The organism is Sporolactobacillus sp. PKPK-6 (genome assembly GCF_056678885.1).
In genome coordinates this window covers 340,927-364,599 of record NZ_JBWXPA010000002.1, presented here as the reverse complement: position 1 = coordinate 364,599, position 23,673 = coordinate 340,927, and the positions used below count along the sequence as shown (strand labels likewise).

General features: G+C 43.2%; 20 protein-coding genes and 1 riboswitch. Of the genes, 16 read left to right on the top strand and 4 right to left on the bottom strand.

Features of this window, described 5'->3' with window-relative positions; translation table 11 throughout:
• Positions 1 to 70: 70 nt before the first annotated feature.
• The 9 genes from AC1MBV_RS12695 to AC1MBV_RS12655 all read left to right on the top strand — a co-directional run bounded on the left by AC1MBV_RS12695 (position 71) and on the right by AC1MBV_RS12655 (position 12,159).
• A complete protein-coding gene (locus AC1MBV_RS12695; protein ID WP_480948428.1) occupies positions 71 to 1,024 on the top strand; it encodes a sugar-binding transcriptional regulator in 954 nt (317 codons plus the stop codon).
• Between the two features lie 201 nt (positions 1,025 to 1,225).
• Complete coding sequence (locus tag AC1MBV_RS12690; RefSeq protein WP_255745706.1) at positions 1,226 to 1,933, top strand: fructose-6-phosphate aldolase; 708 nt, start codon at positions 1,226 to 1,228, stop codon at positions 1,931 to 1,933.
• Positions 1,934 to 2,255: 322 nt separating this feature from the next.
• The gene (locus AC1MBV_RS12685; RefSeq protein ID WP_480948427.1) at positions 2,256 to 2,807 is read left to right on the top strand and encodes a CvpA family protein; all 552 of its coding nucleotides are present in this window, start codon (positions 2,256 to 2,258) and stop codon (positions 2,805 to 2,807) included.
• 33 nt (positions 2,808 to 2,840) lie between these two features.
• Positions 2,841 to 4,568 (top strand): DNA polymerase/3'-5' exonuclease PolX, encoded by a 1,728-nt coding sequence (gene polX, locus AC1MBV_RS12680; RefSeq protein WP_480948426.1) that lies wholly within the window; start codon positions 2,841 to 2,843, stop codon positions 4,566 to 4,568.
• Between the two features lie 36 nt (positions 4,569 to 4,604).
• The gene (locus tag AC1MBV_RS12675) at positions 4,605 to 6,962 is read left to right on the top strand and encodes an endonuclease MutS2 (protein ID WP_255745698.1); all 2,358 of its coding nucleotides are present in this window, start codon (positions 4,605 to 4,607) and stop codon (positions 6,960 to 6,962) included.
• A gap of 95 nt (positions 6,963 to 7,057) precedes the next feature.
• Complete coding sequence (gene trxA / locus AC1MBV_RS12670) at positions 7,058 to 7,375, top strand: thioredoxin (protein WP_253058713.1); 318 nt, start codon at positions 7,058 to 7,060, stop codon at positions 7,373 to 7,375.
• A gap of 255 nt (positions 7,376 to 7,630) precedes the next feature.
• On the top strand, positions 7,631 to 8,566 hold the full coding sequence (locus AC1MBV_RS12665; RefSeq protein WP_255745696.1) for an AEC family transporter: 936 nt from the start codon (positions 7,631 to 7,633) through the stop codon (positions 8,564 to 8,566).
• Positions 8,567 to 8,716: 150 nt separating this feature from the next.
• Positions 8,717 to 10,498: an excinuclease ABC subunit UvrC gene (gene uvrC, locus AC1MBV_RS12660; RefSeq protein ID WP_480948425.1), complete on the top strand. Its 1,782-nt coding sequence runs from the start codon at positions 8,717 to 8,719 to the stop codon at positions 10,496 to 10,498.
• 60 nt (positions 10,499 to 10,558) lie between these two features.
• Positions 10,559 to 10,752, top strand: a riboswitch (Lysine riboswitch).
• A gap of 174 nt (positions 10,753 to 10,926) precedes the next feature.
• Positions 10,927 to 12,159 carry an aspartate kinase gene (locus AC1MBV_RS12655; RefSeq protein ID WP_255745690.1) on the top strand — a complete coding sequence of 411 codons (1,233 nt, stop codon included), beginning with the start codon at positions 10,927 to 10,929 and terminating at the stop codon, positions 12,157 to 12,159.
• Between the two features lie 448 nt (positions 12,160 to 12,607).
• Here the strand turns inward: AC1MBV_RS12655 and AC1MBV_RS12650 are convergent, their stop codons facing one another.
• Positions 12,608 to 13,075, bottom strand: a complete 468-nt coding sequence (locus AC1MBV_RS12650) for a YslB family protein (protein ID WP_255745687.1) — start codon at positions 13,073 to 13,075, stop codon at positions 12,608 to 12,610.
• 196 nt (positions 13,076 to 13,271) lie between these two features.
• On the opposite strand from AC1MBV_RS12650, the gene fumC reads away from it, so the two are divergent.
• Complete coding sequence (gene fumC / locus AC1MBV_RS12645) at positions 13,272 to 14,660, top strand: class II fumarate hydratase (RefSeq protein ID WP_255745684.1); 1,389 nt, start codon at positions 13,272 to 13,274, stop codon at positions 14,658 to 14,660.
• A 306-nt stretch (positions 14,661 to 14,966) separates the two neighbouring features.
• Positions 14,967 to 15,191, top strand: a complete 225-nt coding sequence (locus tag AC1MBV_RS12640) for a helix-turn-helix domain-containing protein (protein WP_010026148.1) — start codon at positions 14,967 to 14,969, stop codon at positions 15,189 to 15,191.
• 169 nt (positions 15,192 to 15,360) lie between these two features.
• Here the strand turns inward: AC1MBV_RS12640 and AC1MBV_RS12635 are convergent, their stop codons facing one another.
• Entirely contained in the window at positions 15,361 to 16,962 is a 1,602-nt protein-coding gene (locus tag AC1MBV_RS12635; protein ID WP_255745998.1) for an AMP-binding protein, read from the bottom strand.
• A 590-nt stretch (positions 16,963 to 17,552) separates the two neighbouring features.
• On the opposite strand from AC1MBV_RS12635, the gene AC1MBV_RS12630 reads away from it, so the two are divergent.
• From AC1MBV_RS12630 to AC1MBV_RS12620, 3 genes are read left to right on the top strand one after another with little or no spacing between them, the layout of a single operon-like run.
• A complete protein-coding gene (locus AC1MBV_RS12630) occupies positions 17,553 to 18,170 on the top strand; it encodes an AraC family transcriptional regulator (RefSeq protein WP_480948424.1) in 618 nt (205 codons plus the stop codon).
• Positions 18,171 to 18,188: 18 nt separating this feature from the next.
• The gene (locus tag AC1MBV_RS12625) at positions 18,189 to 18,770 is read left to right on the top strand and encodes a GNAT family N-acetyltransferase (RefSeq protein WP_480948423.1); all 582 of its coding nucleotides are present in this window, start codon (positions 18,189 to 18,191) and stop codon (positions 18,768 to 18,770) included.
• A gap of 34 nt (positions 18,771 to 18,804) precedes the next feature.
• Complete coding sequence (locus AC1MBV_RS12620) at positions 18,805 to 19,260, top strand: 2-thiouracil desulfurase family protein (RefSeq protein ID WP_480948422.1); 456 nt, start codon at positions 18,805 to 18,807, stop codon at positions 19,258 to 19,260.
• Between the two features lie 71 nt (positions 19,261 to 19,331).
• On the opposite strand, the gene AC1MBV_RS12615 is transcribed toward AC1MBV_RS12620, so the two are convergent.
• Both AC1MBV_RS12615 and AC1MBV_RS12610 read right to left on the bottom strand, forming a co-directional pair.
• Complete coding sequence (locus AC1MBV_RS12615) at positions 19,332 to 19,706, bottom strand: FlxA-like family protein (RefSeq protein ID WP_480948421.1); 375 nt, start codon at positions 19,704 to 19,706, stop codon at positions 19,332 to 19,334.
• A 133-nt stretch (positions 19,707 to 19,839) separates the two neighbouring features.
• Complete coding sequence (locus AC1MBV_RS12610; RefSeq protein ID WP_480948420.1) at positions 19,840 to 20,211, bottom strand: hypothetical protein; 372 nt, start codon at positions 20,209 to 20,211, stop codon at positions 19,840 to 19,842.
• 667 nt (positions 20,212 to 20,878) lie between these two features.
• Here AC1MBV_RS12610 and AC1MBV_RS12605 point away from each other — a divergent pair.
• Positions 20,879 to 22,519 (top strand): L-lactate permease, encoded by a 1,641-nt coding sequence (locus tag AC1MBV_RS12605; protein ID WP_480948419.1) that lies wholly within the window; start codon positions 20,879 to 20,881, stop codon positions 22,517 to 22,519.
• Positions 22,520 to 22,730: 211 nt separating this feature from the next.
• Positions 22,731 to 23,666 carry an ABC transporter ATP-binding protein gene (locus AC1MBV_RS12600; RefSeq protein ID WP_480948418.1) on the top strand — a complete coding sequence of 312 codons (936 nt, stop codon included), beginning with the start codon at positions 22,731 to 22,733 and terminating at the stop codon, positions 23,664 to 23,666.
• The last annotated feature ends 7 nt before the right edge of the window (positions 23,667 to 23,673 follow it).

Below are 23,673 nucleotides of genomic sequence, written 5' to 3'. Positions count from 1 at the left end.
AATCGGCGAATACTGGTATAGTCCAAATCAGTTGGCATTACGTTGATCTGTGATTTGAGGGTGAGGTACTGTGGAAAATAATAAAAAGCGTCTGTTAACTAAAATCGCTTATCTTTATTATATTAAGAGCAAGACGCAGAGCGAGATTTCGAAGGAACTGAACATTTACCGGACGAGCATCAGCCGCATGTTGACTCAGGCGAGAGCCGAGGGCATTGTCGCTATTCAGATCCACGATTTTGATCCTGAAATTTATGAACTCGAGTCTCAACTGCAAAAGATTTTTCACATGAAAGAGGTTGTGGTCATTTCAACGAGCCGGAATGATACGGAAACCGAAAAGGATGAAAAACTGGCTGAAGAAGCGGCTTTTTATTTAAAGCAGCTGATCAAAGGTGGAGAAACGGTCGGATTGAGTTGGGGTTCCTCACTTGCAAGCATGATCGGCAAGCTGAAAGGAGTCAAAAAAACAAATGCGACGTTTGTCCCTGTTGTTGGTGGGCCGAGCCATGTGAATTCACGCTATCATGTGAACGCAATTATTTATGATCTTGCCAGGCATTTTGGTGGAGAAAGCATTTTTATTAATGCGGGAGCCATTCAAGATTCCAAAATGCTGCGCGATGCGATCATGAATGGACATGATTTTCAGGAGATTAAGTCCTATTGGGAGCAACTGGACATCGCTATGTTTGGCACTGGCGGACCATTGAACAGTAAAGAAAGCAGCTGGCGTGATTATTTAACGGTTGTGGATAATCATAACTTGGCAAATCATCAAGCAATTGGCGACTTTTGCTGCGGATTCTTTGATGAGGATGGACACATTCTGAAGGAGAGCATCTATAATCGTACGATCGGAATTGATCCGGAATTGTTGGCAAAAGTACCTTACTCAATTGGTGTGGCACGTTCGTTAAACAAAGTGCCGTCTATTCATGCTTTGCTAAAGACTCCCTATATGAACACGCTTATAACGGATAGTGAAACTGCCCAAGCGATTATAAAAATAGCACGATTATGATTGACTTGTGCACATATGTGCATGAATATCTGCTTTTTATTCCAAAAAATCGCTTATTATCAGGATTTATTATGCACAGAAGAATATTAAATATGTGAGAGTATGTATTCATAATTCATTTCATGCTACGATGAAAGCGTAATCATTAGAGATGGATAATAAGATCACAAATGTGCAAATACTGAAAAGGGAGTGTTCGATATGGAGTTTCTACTTGATACGATTCATTTGGACGCAATTAAGAGATATGTTAAGGTGATTCCACTTGCCGGGGTGACCTCTAATCCGTCAATTGTTAAAAAAGAAGGCAAAATTGATCTGTTCACGCACTTAAAAACGGTTCGGTCGATCATTGGCGATCAGGCAACACTTCATGTACAGGTTGTCTCGGAAGATACGGAAGACATGATCAAGGATGCACATACCGTGTTAGAAAATGTGGATCGCAATGTGTACATCAAGGTTCCGGTAACCGAGGCGGGTTTGGCTGCCATCAAACGTTTGAAACAAGAAAATGTAAACGTTACCGCAACAGCAATCTATACGAAATTTCAAGGCTATCTGGCTATCCAGGCAGGTGCTGATTATATTGCCCCTTATTTCAACCGGATGGAAAACATGAACATTGATGCCAAAGCATCAATAGCAGAACTGGCTAAAGCCATTGAACGAACAGGCAGCCGCACAAAAATTCTTGCCGCCAGCTTTAAAAATGTCGGTCAGGTCAATACAGCGTTTGAAGTGGGTGCTCAGGCAGCGACCATGAGCGCGGATATTTTGGCTTCCGCTTTAGGCATGCCGGCCATCAATAAAGCGGTCACTGATTTCACTGCCGATTGGGAATCCGTTTTCGGAAAAGGGGAAACGATTTATACCTTGGCAAAGGATACGATTACTACGGGTAAATAAGTTGTGAAATAAACAAGGTTATATGGCATTAAAAAGGATGACAATTTTGTCATCCTTTTTGGTTACTTACAGGAGATATTTGATTGGTGCAAAGACAGGCTGATCATTGATCATGAATGGAATCATTGTGATGAATACCTGATGGTCTGTAATCACAATGAAACCTCACAAAAACGGTTCTTAGTATCGGCGAATCGACAGATACTCACATTTTTCATCTGCCGCCGTTTCTGATATGATAAGACTAAAAAGTGTCAACGTTTGCCTTGTTTTATTGGGACGGTGCTCATTTTACATAGGAAAGAAAGTTGGGATCGATCTTATGCTTCTCACACTCATTATATTGATCATACTCGCATCCGGATTCTTTAATGGATTTCGTCGCGGTCTGATTTTGCAATTGGTGCATCTTGCGGGCTTTGTCGTTGCCTATATCATTGCGATGATTTATTTTAAGCCGCTTGCGGGAACGTTGAAATTTTGGATTCCATTCCCTTCGTCGGCTTCTCAAAGTGATCTGTTTCAATTCCTCGGAAATATGGATTTGCAGACTGCTTATTATCGGGCGATCGCTTTTATTATATTATTTATCGCCACAAAGATTGTATTGACAATCCTAGGTTCAATGCTGAATTTCCTTGCTGAACTGCCGATTCTTCGTTCTGTCAATCATTTGAGCGGAGCGCTGATTGGTTTCGTTGAAGCCTATTTGATTATTTTCTTCTTGCTGTACGCCGGTTCACTGACACCGGTCGGCGGAATTCAATCGGCGATTGATCAATCAACGCTGGCACAATCAATGATTACGAGCACCCCCTACTTTTCAGATATGTTAAAAGAGATGTGGGTCGCATTCGCAGGTTGGGTGGGCTAAGAAAACAGGGCTTTCATTTGCACGATATAAAAGGTGAAGATTGTGAATAAAAAGCAAATTATAAATCAGCTGGATACCATTGCACTGTATCTGGAAATAAAGGGTGAAAACCCATTTAAAGTCGCTGCTTATCATCGCGCAGGTCTTGCCTTGGAGAATGATCCGCGTTCGATGGCAGGAATGAGTGATTTAAGTAAAATTAAAGGAATCGGTAAATCAACGGCGCAGGTCATTGAGGAATTAATGGCGCAAGGCGAGTCGTCTGTCTTGTTGGCACTTGAAAAAGACATACCTCATAGTTTGCTCGATCTTCTTCGCTTGCCTGGACTCGGCGGGAAAAAGATTGGGAAAATGTATCGAGAGCTCGGCGTTGTTGATCGTGATACATTGAAAGATGCCTGCGAGCAGGGGAAAGTCAGCCAATTGGCAGGATTCGGGAAAAAAACGGAAGAACATCTGTTGCAATCACTGAATGAACAGCTTCATCGGCCGAAAGAACTGCCAATCCCTTATATGCTTGATCTGGCTGAAAAAGTCGAGCGTGTATTGTGTTCAATCGAAACGGTAAGCCGTTTTGCGCACGCAGGCAGCCTCAGACGAGCAAAAGAGAAAATGAAGGATCTGGATTTTGTGATTGAGACTGCTGATCCTGAGGCTGTGTCGCGACAGCTTATTGAGAAACTGCCGATTCATGAGGTTGTCGGGCAAGGTGATGCAAAAATGACGGTGCAACTTGATGATCCGAATCAAGTATCCATCGACTTTCGCTTTGCGACACAGGAAATCTATGCATCGATGCTGCTACACTTTACCGGATCCAAGGAGCACAATGTTCTTTTACGTAGATTGGCAAAGGAACGCAACGAAAAAATCAGCGAATATGGGATTGAACGGGAAGACGGTTCCGTGCAAACTTTTAAAAGCGAAGAAGATATCTACCGCTACTTTGGCATGTCTTTTATTCCTCCACAAGCGCGAGAAGGAAAATCTGAATTGGATCTTGCGAAAAAGGGACCGTTGAACTTAATAAAGTTATCGGATATCAAAGGCGATCTTCATATGCACTCAACGTGGAGCGACGGATCGCATACGATCTCTGAAATGGCCGAAGCAATGCGCTCAAGAGGTTATCTCTACGCATGTCTGACCGATCATTCTCAGTCGCTTCGTGTTGCAAATGGGCTAAGTTCAGAACGTTTATTAGAACAAAATGAAAAAGTAAAGAAGATTAATGAGCATTATGATGATTTTACACTTTTCTCGGGCATTGAGATGGATATTTTGCCTGACGGATCACTGGATTATCCAAATGAAGTTCTGAGCAGACTGGACTTTGTGATTGCATCCATCCATTCTTCTTTCTCGCAGGATAAGAAGCAAATTATGAAGCGTTTGGAGAACGCCTGTCGAAATCCTTATGTTCGTCTGATTGCACACCCGACCGGACGAATGCTCGGAAAACGTCACGGATATGCTGTTGATGTGAGTCGGTTGATTGAATTAGCTAAGGAAACCGGAACGGCTCTTGAACTGAATGCCAGTCGGTTCCGATTGGATTTATCTTCAGAGTGGCTCAGCAAGGTGCAAGAGGCAGGCGTGAAAATCGCGATTAATACGGACAGCCACTCGCTGAAAATGATGGAAGACATGAAATTGGGTGTTGAGACGGCTATTCGTGCCGGCATCGAGCCGCAGAACGTTATTAATACTTGGCCGACAGATCGGCTTATGGACTTTTTTAAGAATAAAAAGGCCTTTTGAATGATGACCATCCTCAGATAGAGGGAGATGTTATTTGTGAATGAACATGCACTGAGAATTCTAGAATATGAAAAAATCAAACAGCAATTAATGCATTATACAGCTTCTTCATTAGGAAAAAACCGAATTGCGGATCTGACGCCTGCAGACAGCTTGAATGAAGTTAAACGAATGCAGGAGGAAACTGATGAAGGAGCAACGGTACTCCGATTAAGGGGATCTGTACCTTTTGGCGGTATTACTGATGTGCGTCAAGCGCTGAAACGTTCCAAAATAGGCGGTATTCTTCAGGCAAAAGAACTGATTGATATTGCCGACACCATTCGCGGCGCCCGTCTGATGAAAAATTTTATTACGGATTTGATCGAGGAAAGAGAACTTGAACTTCCAATTTTGATGGAACTCGCAGATTCGATTGATCCTCCGGGCAGCCTGGAACGGAAAATCCGTAGCACAATTGACGATCAAGGCGGTGTTATGGACTCGGCAAGTCCGGCTTTGCGTCATATTCGCAGCCAGATCCGAACCTGTGACAGCAGGGTGAAGCAGAAACTGGAGAGTATCGTCCGTTCGAGTGGAACAGCAAAAATGCTTTCCGAACAGATTATTACAATTCGTAATGATCGTCAGGTAATTCCGGTCAAACAGGAATATCGCGGATCGTTCGGCGGTATTGTCCATGATCAGTCTGCTTCAGGTGCAACCTTATTTATTGAACCACAAGCGATCGTTGACTTAAATAATCAGCTCAGTGAAGCACGGGCAAAAGAACGGCATGAAATTGAGCGGATCTTGCGTGTCCTTTCGGAAGAAACAGCAGAATTTGCCGAACCGATGTTGGAAAACGTTGAGGGATTGGCACAGCTCGACTTTATTTTTGCCAAAGCCGCATACGGACACCAGATGAAAGCGACACGTCCAAAGCTGAATGACAGCGGCATTATCCGTCTGAAGAAAGCACGTCATCCATTGATTAATCAGGACCAAGTTGTCCCGATTGATGTTGTATTTGACGAGCACACACATGCACTAATTGTCACAGGACCGAATACCGGAGGCAAAACGGTATCGTTGAAAACGATTGGTTTGCTTACGCTCATGGCACAATCCGGGCTTCAAATACCGGTTGACGAAGAATCGGAAGCGAGTGTATTCCGCGAAGTCTTTGCTGATATTGGTGATGAACAATCGATTGAGCAGAGTCTCAGTACCTTTTCGTCACACATGACGAACATTGTTAAAATCTTGAAGATGGTCGATTTTAACAGCCTTGTTCTCTTCGATGAGCTGGGTGCAGGAACTGACCCTCAGGAAGGTGCAGCTTTGTCTATGTCGATTCTCGATGCCGTTTATGGTAAAGGAGCCACAATTGTCTGTACGACCCATTACAGCGAGCTAAAAGCATATGCATATGAACGGCCGGGTGTCATGAACGCTAGTGTTGAATTCGATGTGGAAACACTGAGCCCGACTTATCGCTTGCTTCTCGGTGTTCCGGGACGAAGCAACGCGTTTGAAATTTCACGGAAATTAGGCTTACCGGCCGATATTATTGACGGCGCCAGACTCCAGATCAGCCGCGAGACCAACCAGGTCGATAAGATGATCGCTTCATTGGAAAAGAATCGGAAAGCTGCCGAGATGGAGGAAGAAAAAGCACGTCATCTGAAGCTTGAAGTAGAAGCAAAAGAAGCAGATTTGTCTAAGCGCTTGAATGAATTGGAACGCTCAAAAGAGGACATTCTGAAGAAAGCGCGCGAGAAAGCGGAGCAGGCGCTTAAAGATGCACGGCGCGAGGCAGAGGAAATTATAAATGAGCTGCACCAATTTAAAAATAACGGCTTGGTCAAGGAGCATCAACTCATTGACGCAAAGACCAAATTGGCGCATGCGCTGGATTCTCTTGAACAAAAAGATTCGTCCAATACGTCGAAGCCTGTTCAAAAAGTGGTATCTGGGTTTCAGCCTGGCGACGCAGTAAAGATTATCAGTTTCGGTCAGACCGGATACATTGTCAATAAAATCGGTGATCAAGAATATCTGGTACAAGCCGGTATCTTGAAAATGAATGTCAAAGCAAGCGATTTGAAAAAAGTTAAAGAAGAGAAGAAGGTTAAACCGGTCGTTAATGTGCGTACTTCAGGACAAACGGTGCGTCCGGAACTTGACCTCCGCGGCGAACGCTATGAAGATGCGATGCTGAAGGTTGAGAAATACTTGGATGAAGCGCTGCTTGCAGGCTATGCACGCGTCTCGATCATTCATGGTAAGGGTACCGGTGCACTGCGCAAGGGTGTCACTCAATTAATCGATCGCCACCCGCGTGTGAAGGCGTCGCGTCTCGGTGCCCAGGGTGAAGGCGGCAGCGGCGTGACGGTCGTTGAATTCAAGTAATGTGTGCGCCAAGCTGAATAATGGAATCTCGTGTTGGCACATGCTATACTGTGTGACATAGAGCATATTGAACTATTTGAGGAGGTCTTTCTGTAATGGCAATTAGTCAGGTAAACGATGCAAATTTTGCGGATGAAACTTCAAAGGGACTTGTTTTAGCCGATTTTTGGGCTACTTGGTGCGGACCATGCAAAATGATGGCACCTGTTCTGGAAGAAGTGAATTCCGAATTAGCAGATAATCTTAAAATCGTAAAGCTGGATGTTGATGAAAATCAAGCGACAGCAAGCAAGTACGGAGTTATGAGTATTCCTACCATGTTCTTGTTCAAAGACGGCGAAGTGGTTGACAAAGTTGTCGGCTTCCAACCGAAAGAAGCCCTTGCTGAACGCATCAAACAGCATATCGGCTGATTGATTAGTAAAAAATATAGTGAAATCCATGGAAAACCGGGACGTATCGCATTTATATGCGGCGACGCCCGGTTTTTTCGTGCGCTGATCAGCATGCCGGCTTGTAAACCATTGACAATATACTGTCACAAATTATTGTTTTAATTTTTAAAATAGTTATTGACTATGATTCTGGCTAAGAGGTATGCTCATTGATACAAGAAAGTAAAAAATGACAGTGAATAGTTGACGCATGTCAGTTGTGGAGGCACTCAGGTGGGCACCTTTTTTCAAGGCATTCAAGGGATTTTAGTCATAATTATAATGATCAGCGTGGGTTATGTATTGGCTCATCGCGGCTGGTTTGATAAAAAAACAAGTAAATTAATTGCTAAATTGGTAACGCAAATTGCGCTTCCTGCTTATATGATTAGCACAATTACCAACCATTTTACAAGTAAAGAATTAATTGAATTACTGCCGAACCTGCGCTTCCCGATTCTGTCGATGCTGATTTTGTTCGCCATCTCATTTTGGGCAGTTAAGATCTTTTCTGTTCAGAAAAATCATAGCGGATTGTTCAAATCAATGTTTTGCAACTCGAATACGGTTTTCATCGGTCTGCCTGTTAATCTTGCTCTGTTCGGTGAGCAAAGTCTTCCCTATGTTCTTGTATTTTATATGGCCAATACGACTTTTTTCTGGACACTGGGTGTCTACCTGATTCAACGTGATGGAAACTATCTAAGCAAAATCAGTTGGAAGCAAACGCTCGGTAAAATTTTTTCACCGCCGCTGCTTGGCTTTATAGTAGGTGTTATTCTGGTTCTTCTGCATGTGAAGCTGCCCGCTTTTTTAATGTCCGATTTTAACTATATCGGCGGGCTCACCATTCCGTTATCGATGATTTTTATTGGTATTGCGATTCATCAGGCGGGTCTGAGCAAACTCCGTCTTAATAAGGACAATATTGGTGTCCTGATCGGCCGTTTTGTTGCAGCACCTGCAATTATGACCCTGTTGGTGCTGCCGGCACCGATGCCCGCACTCATGAAGGAGGTCTTTATTTTGCAGTCGGCGATGCCGGTCATGACGAATGCCCCGGTTGTCTCAGAATTGTATCATGCAGATTCGGACTATGCGGCCGTAATGGTGACGGAAACAACGCTCCTCAGTATGATTGAAATTCCTATTCTGATGACTATTTTTTAAACGAATAGATCTAAGCTTGGACAGAGGCGCTTATTTTTTCGCCACTGTCCTTTTTTGTTCCGGACTCTAAAAAGTTGAATGTTTTTCTGATCTCTTAGATAATAAAAGATAGTATGCAAGAATCAAGAAACAAAGGATGATCGATAACTGATGGTCAATCAGAAAATAAAAGAAAAGCTGAGCTTGCTTCCGAAGCAGCCTGGCTGCTATCAAATGAAGAACACTCAAGGAGAGATTATATATGTAGGGAAAGCGAAGAATCTGTTCAATCGCGTCCATTCCTACTTCAGCGGTTCCCATGATGCGAAGACGCAGCGGCTCGTTGCGGATATCGCTGATTTTGAGTATATTGTTGTTTCATCAGAAATCGAGTCACTGCTGCTCGAGATCAATTTAATCAAGAAGTATGAGCCGAGATACAACATCATGCTGAAGGATGATAAGAGCTATCCATTTATTAAGCTGACGACTGAGAAGTACCCACGGCTGATTATTACGCGCAAGGTGAATCGAAAGAGCGGCAAGTATTTCGGTCCCTATCCAAACGTTACTGCCGCAAACGAGACGAAGCGGCTGCTCGATCATCTCTATCCATTGCGCAAATGCCGCACTTTGCCAAACCGAGTCTGCTTGTACTATCATATCGGGCAGTGTTTGGCACCATGCGTTTACGATATTCCGAAAGAAACCTATGAGTCAATGGCCGATGACATTACGCGTTTTCTCAATGGCGGTTACCAGGATGTGAAAAAACGCCTGAAAGAAGAAATGCTTGAAGCCTCCGAACAGCTCAATTTTGAAAAGGCGAAGGAACTGCGTGACCAGATTAGCAATATTGAAACGGTAATGGAGAAACAAAAAATTATTTTTAATGATTTGGATGATCGCGACGTCTTTGGCTACGCCTTTGACAAAGGATGGATGTGTGTCCAGGTGTTCTTCATGCGCCAAGGAAAATTGATTGAGCGTAAGGTGTCACTGTTCCCATTTTATCAAGAGCCTGAGGAAGACTTCCTGACTTTTATCGGTCAATTTTATAGCCATCAAAATCACATTAAGCCGAAAGAAGTTCTGATCCCGAATTCGGTCGATAAGAGCCTGATTGAACAGATGTTGGAAACCGAAGTCCTTCAACCTCAGCGCGGACGAAAAAAAGATCTTGTTGCGATGGCGGTCAAAAATGCCGGCATCGCACTTAAGGAAAAATTTGCCCTGATCGAGCGTGATGAGAAGCGGACGATCGGAGCAGTTGAACAGCTTGGAGAAGCCTTGGACATGCCGGCACCGCGCCGCATTGAAACGTTCGATAACTCGAATATCCAAGGGGCCGATCCGGTTTCAGCAATGGTTGTGTTCGAGGATGGGCGCCCAAAGAAAAATGACTACCGGAAATATCGTGTGAAGACAGTAAATGGACCGGACGATTATGCGACGATGCGCGAGGTTGTGCGCAGGCGTTACGCACGCATTTTGAAAGAAGGCAAACCGCTGCCCGATTTGATTCTGATTGACGGGGGTAAAGGGCAGCTTTCCGCAGCGATTGACGTGCTCGAAAATGAGTTTGGCCTCTATGTTCCTGTTGCCGGACTTGTGAAGGACGATAAGCATCGAACATCACAGCTTGTCATCGGCGAACCTCCTCAGCTCGTCTCACTGGCGCGAAACAGTCAAGCATTTTACTTGTTGCAGCGTATCCAAGATGAGGTGCATCGATTCGCTATTACTTTCCATCGACAGGTCCGCGCGAAATCGATGATTCACTCTCTGCTGGACGACATTCCGGGAATCGGCAGGCAGCGTAAGCAAATGCTGCTACGCAAATTCGGTTCGATGAAAAAAATACGCGAAGCAAGCCGAGAAGAATTGCAAGAAGCCGGATTACCTGAAAAAGTGGCTGAATCAATGAGAAACTATTTGGACACGGAGCAATAAAGGGTATTGTCTCGGTTCGCTAGGTTTGTTATAATTTCCGTAACTTAATTTTCAAATATCTGAAGTGATAGAGGAGCAGTCTTCATTAGTAAGCCGCGCGAGAAAGATGGAATTCATTGACCGCGGCGGAAAGGGAAACCTGCCGAAGCCGGAACGACTTCATCATCGTTCCGGGCTGGATCTGCACTGAACAAGTGCAGGGCTGTCATACTTTTTTAAAATTACTTTTAAAAGTGTGGAGAACTATCTCAGCATGTTGAAAAACGATTGACTGTTCAACAGCGGGGATCTCTCGCTGTTCTTTTTGTCACTGACGATAACGAATAATGAGGAGCACGTTCTTATCAAGTGATCCCGTGTCTTCATTACAGAGGATCCGGAAAGAGCGAAGATAATAATGCCGGTCATAGTTTAAAGGAGCGAGTGCAGTGGCTTTAACGGTAATGAAGTTTGGCGGAACATCAGTTGCGTCAGTGGAACGGTTGCAGAAGGTAGCGGATAAAGTTATTAAGAAAAAAGAGGCCGGTAATCAAGTAATTGTGGTTGTTTCAGCAATGGGGAAAACAACGGACACACTTGTTTCAATGGCCGGAGAGATTTCCGATCGGCCGTCAAAGCGGGAAATGGATGTGCTTTTGTCGACAGGAGAGCAGGTAACCATCGCATTGCTGTCCATGGTTCTGAACGAACGCGGCTATCATGCAATATCATTTACCGGTTGGCAAGCCGGGATCAAAACGGAAGCAGTTCACGAAAGTGCGAAGATCTCGTCAATTGACACCTCATTGATCCGTCCACAGTTGAAGAAAGGATCGATTGTGATTGTGGCCGGATTCCAAGGTGTGACAGAGGACGGCGAAATCACAACGCTGGGCAGAGGCGGTTCGGATACTTCAGCTGTGGCGATTGCAGCGGCATTCGGTGCGAAGCGATGTGAGATCCACACGGATGTGACCGGGGTCTTTACAACAGATCCGCGCTACGTGAAAAAGGCGCGAAAGCTGAAGGAAATCAGTTATGACGAAATGCTTGAAATGGCCTATCTTGGAGCTGGTGTGCTACATCCGCGCGCTGTTGAGTATGCGAAGAACAGCCATCTTGAGCTGGTCGTATGCTCATCATTCTCCGAAGAAGAGGGTACGGTAATTAAGGAGGAAGTGTCAATGGAGAAGACAAAGTCGGTTAGAGGACTTGCTTTTGAGAAAAATGTGACGAAGGTGACGCTGCTTGGACTTCCAAATAATGTAGCAGCGGTATCGCGCGTGTTCGATGCAATTGCGGCGAAACATATTAACATTGACGTCATTGTTCAGAACGTCCTCGATGAAGCAAGAACAAGTCTTTCGTTCACTGTTGATCATGATGTACTCAATGAAACACTTGACGTGCTGCGCGCTCAGGAAGCAGAACTTGAATATCATAAAATGATCTTTGAGTCCGAACTTGCCAAGGTTTCAATTGTCGGATCGGGTATGGCATCAAATCCAGGTGTCGCGGCAGAAATGTTTCATGCCTTAGCTGAAAAGGATATTAAGGTCAAGATGATCAGTACGTCGGAAATCAAAGTCTCAACGATTATTGATGAAAATAAACTGATGCTGGCGCTCGATACCCTTCATGAAACCTTTCATTTGGCAGAAGAGGAATCCATGAGTTTATAAAAATTACGGCTTTTAAAAGCAGGCAGCCCGCCTGCTTTTTTTACAAGTAAAGAAAGTATAAGATTTTACCCCATATTTAAACGAATAAACCAGTGCCTTGACCGAGAATCAAAGCGGAGGTGCGAGACGCCTGCGGGTGCGGCCCTGTTGATCGCGTGCCAGCGAGACCCCGCAGATTTCTGCTTGTCTGAGGAGGCTCGCGGTGCGCCCGCGGTCGCGCTCAGTTGATGCGAGCAACCGAAGCGATGATTCAACACTGTAATGACACAAACCAATCACACATGGCTGGAGATTAAAGACCGGGCGCTTTTCGCCCGGTTTTTCTTAGATACTTTCGTTTGAAGATGTGGACTGCATATAAGTAAACTGTTTTGCTAGAAGTTAATCAAACAGCACCTCAAGGGTTTCATTCCCTGAGGTGCTGTTTATTTGAGATCATTGCCAACCATTAATTTTCTGTACCAACCGGATCCTTTACATCCCATTTAATGAGAAAGATTACCTTCTTTTGACGTCCGGTCTTTGTTTCCATATAACTCTCAGCAACGCAGCCGGTCTGCCGCTGTATCTGTTCGGCAATAAACCCTGATTCTAATGCAAAACTGCTTGAATCCGAATAATCTTTGATTCTCGATTCAACGAGCGGAGAACTACATTCAAAAGTCATTTTATTTTTTTCCTTATTCACTTGCTCCAAAACGCCCCATCCGGCTTGATCAAAAAAGTCAATAATCTGCTGCTCATTGTCGAGCGGATATTGACGTGCTATTTTACGTCCCGACCAATACAGGATCGATGCCGTTTCCTTGCCGAGCAGTTCGGGAATTAGTAAATTTCTTATGAGTTCATAACCGAAAGCCGGTACGGTCGCGTCTCCATAGTGTTCCGGCTGCGGACAGGTATTGTTTCTCGTCATCTTCATCCCTCCATTGACTATTATAACTGTCTTTTCTCTGTTTCACTACGACAGATAAACGTAATATGTGTTTTATTTTTTCGATACTGCTTTACTTAATGAACAGAAATGTGAATGATTAATAATTGGTATTTCACAAATCAGGTAATTTATGTGACACTGAGTATAGAATTAATGGAAGGGAAGAGACAAATTCATGGAATATAGACTGGAGCATGACACACTCGGCGAAGTTAAGGTGCCGGCTGATCGCTTATGGGCAGCTCAGACACAAAGAAGTAAGGATAATTTTAAAATAGGCTGGGAAAGGATGCCATTGGAAATTGTTCATGCGTTCGCAATTTTAAAAAAAAGTGCAGCATTGGCAAATCAAAAACTGGGAACATTGAATACAGCGAAAGCAGAGGCAATTGCAGCTGCCGCTGATGAAGTAATTGCAGGACAATGGAATGATGAGTTTCCTCTTGTCGTTTGGCAAACCGGTAGCGGCACGCAATCAAATATGAATATGAATGAAGTGCTTGCCAATCGCGCAAATCAACTGTTGAAGGATAAAGACAGTGACCTACGCGTTCATCCCAATGACGATGTTAATAAAGCGCAAAGCTCAAACGACACGTTCCCTACTGCGCTCCATATTGCTGCCGTACAAGCGATTGAAAATCAACTGTTGCCGGCATTGGACGAGCTGAAGGCTACACTTGACGCAAAATCGCAGGAGTTCGCCGAGGTGGTTAAAATCGGTCGTACACATTTGCAGGATGCGGTTCCGCTCACCGTAGGTCAAGAGATCAGCGGATGGGCGTTCATGCTTAAAGAATCGAAGGCACTCATCGAAGGAACCCTAAATCATTTAAAGAGCTTAGCAATCGGCGGGACTGCTGTTGGAACCGGCTTAAATGCACCTGCGGAATTTGGTGATCAGGCCGCGAAAGAAATCAGCATTATGACTGGCAAAGAGTTTTATGCATCGGATAATAAGTTTCATGCGCTGACCAGCCATGACGCGTTGGTGGCGGCACATGGTGCATTAAAGGCACTCGCGGCAGATCTAATGAAAATTGCCAACGATGTGCGCTGGCTTGCGAGCGGACCGCGCTGCGGATTCGGCGAATTAGAGATCCCGGCAAATGAACCGGGCAGCTCCATTATGCCCGGCAAGGTAAATCCTACCCAGGCCGAGGCCGTTACAATGGTTGCCGTCCAGGTTATGGGGAATGATGCAGCGATTGGATTTGCAGCGAGCCAGGGTAATTTTGAATTAAACGTATTCAAGCCCGTTATCGGGTACAATTTTCTTCAATCTGCCAAGTTATTGACTGATGTCATGCAGTCGTTTACGATTCATTGTACTGTAGGGATGAAAGTAAATCAGGAAAAAATCGACTATTTCCTTCATCATTCATTGATGCTGGTTACTGCCTTGAATCCCAAAATTGGCTATGAAAAATCAGCGAAAATATCAAAGCTCGCCCATCAGGAGGGCATCAGCTTAAAAGAAGCAGCTCTGAAACTTGGCCTGCTCACCAGTGAAGAGTTCGATGCCTATGTTAAGCCTGAAGAAATGGTGCACCCGCATCAATAAATACACTGATTGTTAAATCGACCGTTTATTCGCAGTAATTCGCGGATGAACGGTCTTTTTGTCACAAAATGTTCTGTGATACCATGCCTAGCAGAATCACTCAGAAAGCTTTAAATGATTGGAATTACATTCGACATCGAGCAGTTGAATGCGGTTTCGAACGCTATATATCTTCAATGTGCAATCATTGTACGGGCGTTTGCGTAAAATACTTATTCTTGGCACGCATCGACCTTGTTTTCATAAAATGTAAATGACTAAAAGCCTTCCCCAACCGTTCTTTTGCTGAGCAAGGAGGGGGAATTTTTGAAGGAAGAATATCACCGTCCAAAGCCTTTGCTGACGAAGAGGGAAAGAGAAGTTTTCGAACTGCTTGTCCAAGACAAGACGACCCGAGACATAGCTAAAGAACTCTTCATAAGTGAAAAGACTGTTCGTAATCACATTTCAAACACCATGCAAAAATTAGGTGTGAAAGGACGCTCCCAGGCAGTCGTTGAACTGCTCAGGCTCGGAGAACTCAAATTATAGCATCAGCCGGTTCCTGTTAAAGGGCCGGCTGTTGTTTTTTTATCGTAATTCGAGAAAGTTAAAAATTCCTCTGAAAAAAGATGGTTTACCTATTAAATGTAGCCGTTAGGCCGGCTGTTCTGTAAGAGCCGTGCAGTCTTTTTAGAACGTTTTTGTTTGACGAATTCTATCAAACGAGATTTATCCCGCATCGCCTGATTTTCCTTGTTGTTGTTTTTTCAAATTCTTTTTCTAGAATTTCGAACACACGGATGTGTTTATAATCCGGTATTTTGTTGTTTACTTCATCAATAATTGATTTGATCATGGCTTGAAGTTCTTCTTTTGCAGGCAGATGACCGATTAGTTCGGTCATGGAATCTAAATTCGGGAATATCTTGGCCTTCACACAGATGCTTCCATTATGGTCATTTCCAGAAAGAATAAGCGCTTCGCTAATCGTCTCTTTTTCCAAGAGCCGCGCTTCTAATTCCTCAGGATAAATATTTTTGCCATTAGCTGTTACAATCACATTCTTCATGCGTCCTTTGATATATAAAGCCCCGTCCTTATCAATGCATCCCAAATCACCTGTCCGAAAATAGCCGTTGCGGAATGTGTTTGCCGTGGCCACCGGATCGTTATAGTAACCAAGCATGATGTTATCGCCTTTGGCCAAAATTTCGCCGACACCGGCATCATTGGGGCTGTCGATCATCAATTCGACGCCGGGAACAGCAACGCCTGTCGATTTGGCATTGAAATAAAAATCATTGTTTCCTGCCAAAAGAGGTGCGGTTTCAGTGAGCCCATAGCCTTGCAACGCTCGAATACCAAACGCCAGAAAATCTTCGACCACAGCAGAGGGAAGATCTGCTCCGCCGACAATGCATGTATGAATTTTTCCCCCAAGTGATTTCTTCACTTTTCGCCGGATCGCCATCCTTACAAGCGCAGGCAAATTGGGAAGCGTCATCGAGATTGAAGATGCTTTGAGCATGGTTTGATATTTTACCGGACTATTCTTTACAATAGCCGCTTGAATGCGCTTGTCTAAAAGCTGAAGCAGCGCGGGAACGACGACGAGAATCGTTGGGCTGTATTCAAGAATGTTGCGGCGTATGGCATTCAGACTGTCGGCGTAAGCAATGCAGGCTCCGCGTGACAGAATAAGCAAGCAATCCAAAGTGCATTCGTACGTATGACAAAGGGGCAGAATGGAAAGCGTTTTGTCGCGCGACGTGATCTTTACGATTTGCGAAGTCGCAAAAATATTAGCGCAAATATTCTTTTGAGAAAGGCACACACCTTTTGGATTTCCGGACGTGCCTGAAGTGAAAATAAGCACACTCATTTCATTTTCATCAATCGGAATCGTGTCAATTCGCGTGTCATCCGCAGGGATCGGTGACATGGTGTCCTGCAAAGGCAGAAGTAATCGTTTGCTGCTGATGATCGGTTGCAATTGCTCGAGTATCTCTTTGTCCGCACATACCGCGGCACAATCAGCACTGACAATGAATTGATGCATATCTTCCGGCGACAGTTCGCGATCGATTGGAACTGCCACACCGACTGAAGCGGCGCACGCATAGTGCAGCACCCATGCATAGCTGTTTTTACCGATGACTGCGATTCGCTTACCGGACAAGCCAAGATCTAGAAAAAGCGTGCCTACTGCCCTGTACCCCTCTTTAAATTGAGAATAACTCACATATCGGTAGCTCCCGCTCCCAATCTTTATCTGGAAGGCAGACTTTTTCCTGAACTTCTTTGCGCTTGCGTAAATCATTTCCCGAAAATCAGTATACCGTGTGGCTTTGTTGAACTGTTTTGTTCTCAAATTATTGCCCCTTCGCCTGTTTGTCATGTATGAATATTCAGCAATTTATCTAAGTCAATTTTTCATCCAGTTGCCAAAAGGCAATGGATTGAGAGCATAATTTTTTAGTTTTTAATATCCCTTCTAAATACGTTATTTTTTGCGGATAGTTTCAATTTATTACAAGAGGAATTACTGATTATTTTCACAGGTGCTTCTGTTGATTCATTTGAATTAAATCAGTGAAGTATCGTGATTCGGCAGTGAAAAGTTTAGCTTTAGAAAACAGGCAGTTTTGCGGCTTTATTTTGTTCTGAAATGCGATAAGATTAAATTATCCTAATCATTAAGTCTACAAGTAAACTGATACTGTGATATATGGAAAATGTCAAAGTTATTGCGAGAAGAACGGTTTCTTCGTTCAATAGTGAATAACTATGCAGGATACGGGAGGCGGTGTTTTGGTGGATGTTTCTCGGAAGCTAGCGATTGAAGCGTTGCAGGATCAAATTTCGGATCAGTTTGATCAGAGCATATTGAATATCTTAAACGGCGAAATGATGTATAAAGAATTTTCTACACAAGGGTTAATGGGCAGGGGTGATTTTGCTCCCTTCAATGAAGCCATGTGTTCAAACGACACACATCAAACAATTTTTAGTGAACCTTTTAATAAAATGAGAGCGTTCGGACATCAAGTATCATTAGCAGAATATGAGAAGCTCACGATTGCTCCTTTAAAACCTCTTTTTGAAAAACATTATGAGTGTTTTGTTTTGTGGTTCGGGGATGACATGTTTTGTCAAATGAATTTTTTAACTGTATTGGCCTATTTGGATCAAATCGAGTACAAAGGAAAGGTATTCTTCCAGAAAGTGAACGAAACGACTTATGAGGTTGAAGAAACGGAACTTGTTCCGGATGGTTATAAAAAAATTTATGTGCAGGTATTAATCCATCATTGTTTGCCAAATCTTCAATTAATGCCTGTTATGTACCAGGGAATCAAGCTCTATTTAGAGTATCTAAAGAAAGATAACGAGATCACGGCGTTTATAAAAAAAAATAGAGATCGTTCTCAAGATGAACTCGTAAACGAATTATTTCGTGTTTTTCCTCAATATGGTTTGGGAGATCTGCAATACATAAAAATCATAAACACGATAAAAAATGCCTAATAAAAAGGAGCTTCTCAATTGTTAATTAGAGAATACCAGACAGATGATGAAGAAGGCTGGCTGCGCTGCCGCGTTCTGTCCTTTTTACATACAGCCTATTATGATAATGTTTTACAGGAAAAGGAAACTTATGATCATCCATCGATTGAACTTGTTGCGGTTGAAGGTGGGAAAATTGTTGGCTTGATTGACATTGAATGTGAAAAAGAAATCAAGACCGTTTGTGCAGAATGCTCGTCACTGGGCGGGATGATTTGGCATATGGCTGTTCACCCCGACTTTCAGCGTCAAGGCATTGGGCAGCAATTGCTGCATGAAGCGGAAAAGAGACTCAAAATACGGAATATTAATCAGCTGGAAGCCTATACACGTGACGATGAATGGGTTAATCGCTGGTATCAGAAAAACGGTTTTCATCAAGTGAATCATTATCTGCATGTTTTTATGGAGAACGATGAGTTGAATGGTATTATTGAATCATCGCTAGAAAAAGTGAGACCAATTAGTTGTTTTGCACACTATGCAGGAGAAGAAGAGGAAATGATTAAAGAAAAATTCAACCGGGTCCATGAATGCCGATGTTATCGAAAAAACATTTGAGTCATGGCTGAAATTAAAAAATGAGGTGTTCATAATGATTGTTGTAAGTTCCTGCCTTGCAGGACTCGCGGTAAGGTACAATGAAACACATTGTTTAGATAATCGAATCAAACAGCTGATTGATCGTGGAGAGGCTGTTTCTGTATGTCCTGAATTATTGGGAGGATTTGCAATTCCCAGGGAACCGGCAGAAATTGTAGGCGGTGACGGGAAGGATGTCCTTGAAGGAACTGCTCGAGTAGTTACTAAATCGGGTACAGACGTAACAGAGCAGTATATTAAAGGTGCCAATCTGACTTTGAAAAAAGTCACGGAGCTTCATGCGACGACGGTTGTTCTCAAGGAAAATAGTCCTTCGTGCGGGAGCAAAAAAATATATAATGGTGCATTTAATGGACAAAAAATTGAAGGCAGCGGTGTTACAGCTGCCCTGTTAGAAAAGAATGGGATAAAGGTTGTTTCGGAAGAAAAGTTAGCTGAGATTTTCTAATAACTGCCCATGTAAAAAGTAAATAAAACAAAACGGGCATCCCCTAAAGGATGCTCGCTGTTTCATTTCACTCATTCACTTTGTGCAAGACTGTTTTGACTAATCGTCAGCTGATCGCCGTCCTGTGACTGCTCGGAAACAGCAGCGCCGGCTTCAATTTGATTTGAAGCAACCTGCGACTGTGCCTGCGCGCCGCTTGTATTCCCATTTTGTGAAGAACGGGATTTTAACTGCTGGATCTGCGCCTCAATTTGTTGAATTTGTGCTTGAATCACTTGAACTTGTTTTTGTTGATCCTCTTGATCCGATTTCTGGGATTCCAATTGCTTTAATTGAGTTTCTAATGTTTCTTCTTGCTTTTCAAGCGCTTCAATTTTTGTGCTTGAATCGGAGGTGCTTCCGGTTTGATATGTACTGCTTGAAGACCCAATGGATTGAATGTTCATACAGAGTCGCTTCCCTTCATTTATTGAACAAAGATACACATTTTTAATAATAGTAGTTAATTATTAATAAATCCTTAATTTTTGATTCTATCTTTCTTTTGACGGCGTGATGCTCCTAAATAATACTGCAATGTCATGTGTTTTCAGCAATAATGCGTCTGACAATCTCTGTATCAACGGTTGCTGTTTTTTTATTGATGATGTCAGCGACTCTTTCATTGTTTTGCGCAAGTTCTATATTTTCCAGAATCCGGATGAGATTGGACAGAGTTGGTACAGGAAAATGGAACAAACTATCTAGTTCATTATGAATACACCACAAAATGAGAACAAATAGGAGTAAACAGATGAAAGAAAGAACGAGATAAAGAAAAGCGTCAGGGACACGATTAGCGACAATATAATCAAAAAACCAAAAATTGAACGAAAGCCAGATGCAGGTAAAAAGAATGAACACACTTAACGATAAGTGATAAAAAGCTTTTTTCTTAAATGACTTTGTCATTTCCTTTTTTTGTTCATTGAAATCCTTGATTAAAAAAAATAAATCTTTAATGGAATTATTCGTTTTCAAAAAATCTTTGACGGCTGCATAAATAAGAACACGCCATTCCTCTAAATGAAAAGATGTGTGATATAACTGTTTGCTTTTTTTCACAGCTAGAGGAAATAAGAAATAGTTGAGATTTATCAAGAAGGCGATTTCAAAAGTGACAAGACAAAAAAGAGAATTGACAAACCAGGAAAGCTGTACAAAAATTGGGACGATGTAAGCTGCAATAAGTGATACGCCAATCGTAGGGCAAAAGGTTAATCCCAAAAAGATGCAGAGATGGCTTTTCATATGCCGAAATACGAGATTCCAGACTGAAAGTTTCTTATAAAATAATGTCAACCGGTACTCAAAGTTCAAAATAGTCATTCCTTTAGCAATTTTTTCACCTCTTATTATCGTTGATTTTAATAAAAACTGATATGTGACTAAAGTATTATTCGTTCGACAAATTACTCGAATGGGTTGATCCAGCCTGTCTTTTCTTGTTCACGTAATGTTCAAAAAATGGCCGCCGAAATTGCATATTTGAATGTGCACATGTAAAATCAATAAATGTAAGCGCTTTATTTATTTTTCCTGATCAAGCTAATTTAACGTGCGGAAGGGGAATGAATCAATGCAATGGGCCCAGAATTACAATCCAATGGGTAATATGTTTCTGTCGTTTGTGGCAGCCTGTATTCCACTTGTCTTCTTTTTCTGGTGTTTAGCGATTAAGAAGATGAAGGGGTATAAGGCGGGCTTATTAACGGTTGCAATTGCTGTGGTCGAAGCAATTGTAGTCTATAAGATGCCGGTCCATTTAGCCATTGAAGCAACTGCATTAGGCGGATTGCAGGGTCTATGGCCGATTGGATGGATTATTGTCACGGCAGTGTTTCTGTATGAATTAACAGTGGCATCAGGCAAGTTCCAAATTATTAGTGATTCGATTGCATCGATCACTCAGGATCGCCGTCTTCAGGCATTATTGATTGCATTTTCATTCGGCGCATTTCTTGAAGGAACGGCGGGCTATGGCACGCCGGTAGCGATTGCAGGGGGATTGCTTGCCGGACTTGGCTTCAATCCCTTTTATGCAGCAGGGTTGTGCTTAATTGCCAACACGGCGCCGGTTGCGTTTGGCGGTGTCGGTATTCCGATTCTTACCTCCGGGCAAGTCACTGGCATTGATGTACTTTCAATCAGCCAAATGGTTGGTCGGCAGGTCCCTTTTTTATCCTTGTTTGTTCCATTCTGGCTGGTGTTTATTATGGCAGGTTGGAAACGGACAATTGAAGTGCTGCCGGCAATTCTTGTATGCGGGATTTCCTTTGCCGGTACGCAATACGTAACATCGAATTTCTTAGGACCGGAATTACCGGATGTGACTTCATCAATTGTCAGTATGGTATGTCTTATCCTTCTGCTTAAATTCTGGCAACCGAAATCCATTTTCCGATTCAAGGATGAAAAAGAAGAGCCAATTCCGGCACAACTGCAAAATAAAAACAGTTTTTCTTTTGGCAGAATCGTGCAAGCATGGTCACCATTCGTTTTGCTCGTTGTTGTCATTTGTGTATGGGGCGGATCCGCAAGCATTAAGGCGCTTCTGAGCAAAGCAACGTTAATGATTCCAATACCCGGACTGGATCAGATGATCGAACAAGTGAAGCCAATTGTTGCCAAGACGACGGCTTATGGTGCCATTTATAAATTTGATGTGATTGCAGCTACCGGAACGGCTATTTTAGTGACCTGTATACTAAGTAAATTCTTAATTGGTATCAGTTGGAAGAAGTGGGCACTAACCTTTGGCCTAACATTAAAAAAGCTGGCTCTTCCCTTGGTAATGATTGTATCTGTTCTCGGCTTTGCTTACATTGAGAACTATTCGGGCATGAGCGCGACACTTGGACTTGGGCTCGCCTCGACGGGCACCATTTTCCCATTCTTGTCACCGTTTATCGGCTGGATCGGCGTATTTCTCACCGGTTCGGATACTTCGTCAAATGCATTGTTTTCTAATCTGCAGAAGGTGTCCGCACAGCAAATTGGTGTCGATCCGACTTTGCTTGTCGCGGCCAACTCAACCGGCGGTGTTGCTGCAAAAATGATTTCACCACAATCCATTGCTGTTGCGACAGCGGCAACCGGATTGGTCGGTAAGGAAGGCAGCTTATTCCGATTTACAATTAAGCATAGTCTGCTTTTCGTCGCGATTACCGGCATCATTACACTTATTCAGGCTTACGTGCTGAAGTGGATGATTCCATAAATAAGTTCCTCGTGAGATTAATTAAGAAAGAGATGCGGGTGCGCCCACGTCTCTTTCTTTTTGCTTTTTTTCCTGCGATTACTCGTAATATATGACCTTCGTCATACAAAAAAGGTACCTTTCCGCACCGTAAAACTTGTAGCTAAAGTACGTCGTTAAGGATTAACAGGTGCATTAAACTTTTCCTATAGCAAAAAAAGGAGGCGCTCGGATGCTTGATTTAAAGCATGTATCGAAGAGCTATGGAAGTTTTCAAGCCGTAAAGGATCTTTCTATATCAATCGAAGATGGAGAATTGTTCGGATTACTTGGCCCAAATGGTGCTGGAAAATCGACGACTGTGTCAATGTTGAGCACAGTAGTGACGCCAAGTAGCGGGGAGATATTTATTCAAAACCAGTCTCTCAGGCGGAATCCGCGTGCTGCTAAGGCAATCATGGGGATTGTACCGCAGGATCTGGCACTCTATCAATCATTGAGCGCAAAGGATAATTTATCGTTTTTCGGCAGTCTTTACGGACTGAAGGGTAAAGAACTCAGGCGCAGAGTGGATGAGGTATTGGAGATCATTGAACTACGCGATAAGCAAAATCAGGATGTTGCTGAATTCTCAGGGGGCATGAAGCGACGTGTGAATATCGGTGTTGCGCTGATGAATCACCCGAAGCTGCTCGTTCTTGATGAGCCGACGGTCGGCATTGATCCACAGTCACGCAACCATATTCTTGAAACGGTTCGGCGACTGAACAGTGATCGGGGAATGACGGTCATTTACACAAGCCATTACATGGAGGAAGTTGAATATCTCTGCACGCGGGTCGCAATTATCGATCATGGTCAATTAATCGCCATCGGAACAAAGGATGAGTTGAAAAAAACGACGGAAGCCTATGATACGCTGACCGTCACGTACACATCGGCTCCGGCGCATGCGGATGAGCAAGTGAAACAATTGTCCGGTGTGGCACGCGTCACCAACAGTGGATTACAAATGAAACTATTAATCAATCCGAGGGCAGGCAGTAATGCGCTGACACTGATTGAAGCATTGAAGAATATTGGCTTTCAATTGACCGGATTCAACTATGTGGAGGCGAATCTAGAAAGTATTTTTCTAAAATTAACGGGGAAGACACTTAGAGAGTAATGAGGGA